This is a genomic window from Enhygromyxa salina, from assembly GCF_000737335.2.
Taxonomy (GTDB): Bacteria; Myxococcota_A; Polyangia; order Nannocystales; family Nannocystaceae; genus Plesiocystis; species Plesiocystis salina_C.
In genome coordinates this window covers 1-2,790 of record NZ_JMCC02000238.1, presented here as the reverse complement: position 1 = coordinate 2,790, position 2,790 = coordinate 1, and the positions used below count along the sequence as shown (strand labels likewise).

Below are 2,790 nucleotides of genomic sequence, written 5' to 3'. Positions count from 1 at the left end.
GCTTGGGTGGGTACATGGTCGGGGAATTGGGCGATCAGGACCCCAAGAGGGCGTGTAATAGTGACTCGCCCTCGGTCGTGGAGCGAGTCGGGCGTCGCGCCGGGCGACCTCTCTCGGGAGACTCCCCGTCCGGTATCTCATGTTTCCGATCTCTACGAGGTGATCCGCTGTCGGTACGAACGAGGCTCGATGATCATCACCTCGAACCGCGCGATCGAAGAGTGGTCGCCGCTCTTCAACGACGCGTTGCTCGCGGGGGCTGCGATGGATCGGCTGCTCCATCACCGGCAGGTGATCGAGATCGAAGGCGACTCCTTCCGCAACCCACCAGCGAAGGGGAAGCGGGCCGCGTGAGTGACGCGGGTGGGTCAGATGATCCGATCCGAACGCGAGTGCGGGGAGTGCTCCAACGCGGGGTCCCGGGAGTGCTCGTGGGGGTGGGTCAAATCATCCGATCTGAGGTGGATCAATTCGCCCGATCTTTGACAGCCAGGGTGGAAGTCAAGACATGGGTAACACTTTGGGTCAATTCGGGGGTGACACTTCAGTTTCCAGTCCCGGTAACAACTGCGCTCCAAGGAGATCTCCACACGTAGCTATTTGCGTCGCTGGGTTAGCTGTATTTCACCAAGATCAATTTCGTAGAAGTAGGCACGCACCGCGAGATCTCCCGTGCGCTGCAGCCCAACGTCGAAGCCTCGCAGCCCGGCGCCGATCCGCAGGATGTGGCCATGGTAGCGGACGCGCCCAGCCGGGTTGACGCGCCGGGTCTCCAAGGTCGCGGGGTACCGTTGTGGACGTGGGCCCATGTAGCGCCGAGGCGAGCGGCAATAGATGGCGCTGGGCACCTGCATGTCCAGGGCTTCATGAGGGCGGACATGATTGAATTCATGGCGCCATTGATCGAGCTTTGCCTGCTGCTCGGCGACTGTCGGAGCTCCGAGATCCTCCACGTCGAAACGCATGTCGACATGCATGCGCTCGTGGGCCCCGTTGTCCTGTGGGTGGCCAGGCCGTCCGCGGATCAGCTCGATGCCCAGGGACACCCACCAAGCCGACAGCGTCGTCAGTCCAGCCCGAGCACGGGTACACGCAAATGGCGACCCATTGTCCACCTGGATTGCTCGGGGCAGGCCCCACTCGTCGAAGAGGCCCTCGAACAGCCCCTTGATCGTCTCGGCCCGGGTGTCCTCGACGAGGCGGGCGCACAGCACGAAGCGGCTCACCGCATCGCGGACCGTGAGCGGCTCGCAGCGACTTCCATCGCCAGCTCGCCACCAGCCCTTGAAGTCCACTGTCCATCGCTCGTTGCACTCGCTCAGATCTGTCGAAGGTGCGTCGGTCGGCCGCTCGCCTTGCGTCGCGCCTCGCCCACGACGGACCTCACCAGCGCGCTCGAGGATCCGTGCGATCGTGCGGACGCTTGGCGTCGCGTCTTCGCCCAGCACGCGAGCAGCGACGACGGCGAGCTTGCGTGGGCCCCACCGCGGGTGCTCGCCTCGCAGCCGGAGGATCTCGAGTACTGCGTCCCCCGAGGCGCGCAGTGGCGAGCGATTCGGTCGACGAGATAGATCCTCGAGACCGATCACCCCGCGCTGCTTGAAGCGCTCGAGCCACTTGTAGCCGGTCTTGCGGCTGATGCCGTACTCACGACACAACTCGGACACGTTGGCATGGGGCTCGAGAGCACGAAGGACGAAATCTTGTCGGAGCTTCACGATGCACGGCTGGGACCACGGCACCACCGGGTTCTTTCACACAGAGCGCGACTCGCGCAAATGTGTTACCCATGTCATGGCACCGAATTTGTCACCCATGTCATGGCACCACACCCCAGTTCTTTGCCGCACGTATCGCCATCCGATGAGCGATTGGTATCATCAGTGGGTAGGAACACTGAATCCAGAACTCCCCAAATTCGGAGCGAAGCCAGCTGTCATCGGCCGCTGGGCCAAATTCTAAATCTCGACTAAAATCGGCCATTTGACTATTGATTTCTAGCAAGTCAAATAGCGCTCCAAACGTAGCATGATATCCAGGCTGAAAAGAACTTGTCAAACTCGAGAATACGTCACTGTCCGTTGACCATTGTCGAGCCAAGAGTATATCCTCGGTCACGCAGATTTCGCTCATTGGATCCAGGAACAGTTTGGCCTGCACACCTGTTTCTATCTCAGTGACCCCCCCGTCATGGTCAACGACTATCGTCTGATGGCCATGGGTGTTGGAGAAGACTGTCACAGCACCGCTACCCAGATCCTTGTACGGCAACCCCCGGTTGATGAAATGCCTTCGGTTCCATTCGCCCCATAGTTTACGCACTGGGTGCCCCCGAAGACATCGCCCATGCACATCCCCACTCAGAGCACTGCTCTCATGCGAAGTCTCACTGTCCGGTATGGCATAGTTCGGGCAAGAGTAGTCGTATCCCCGCAGACCGATGACCCATTTATTACATATGAAACATGGGAGCGCCATATGATCAGTACCCTACGATAAATGGTTTTTCATAGAGGGGGAAACCGGACTGAGAGTCTTCATTTTGATCCTCCGATCACTCGCCGGCCAAGTGGCCCGCTCACGGTCACGCAAGAAACCCTGCAACACGGCCGCCCGCGCGCCAACAACCTGGCGTGGCCCTTTCCTCCGCTCAGAAACAACCCAGCGCTGACCGCCGTGTAGCGAACCGGACCCGCGCCGAGACGCGGCCCCACGCGCGGGTCCGCGCTCGGCCTATTCTGCCCAACTGTCGCTACAAGGTCACCAGGCGGTGTCTCGAGCGTCGCCTGT

The 2,790-nt window shown here is 60.8% G+C and carries 3 protein-coding genes; 1 reads left to right on the top strand and 2 read right to left on the bottom strand.

Features of this window, described 5'->3' with window-relative positions; all coding sequences use genetic code 11:
• Positions 1–6 precede the first annotated feature (6 nt).
• Positions 7–354: an ATP-binding protein gene (locus DB30_RS43380; protein WP_420870706.1), complete on the top strand. Its 348-nt coding sequence runs from the start codon at positions 7–9 to the stop codon at positions 352–354.
• A 242-nt stretch (positions 355–596) separates the two neighbouring features.
• On the opposite strand, the gene DB30_RS40515 is transcribed toward DB30_RS43380, so the two are convergent.
• Together DB30_RS40515 and DB30_RS40510 are read right to left on the bottom strand one after the other, a co-directional pair.
• Entirely contained in the window at positions 597–1,718 is a 1,122-nt protein-coding gene (locus tag DB30_RS40515; RefSeq protein WP_276204426.1) for an IS481 family transposase, read from the bottom strand.
• A 100-nt stretch (positions 1,719–1,818) separates the two neighbouring features.
• Positions 1,819–2,271, bottom strand: coding sequence for a hypothetical protein (locus DB30_RS40510; protein WP_146662920.1), 453 nt, complete (start codon positions 2,269–2,271; stop codon positions 1,819–1,821).
• Positions 2,272–2,790: the final 519 nt, after the last annotated feature.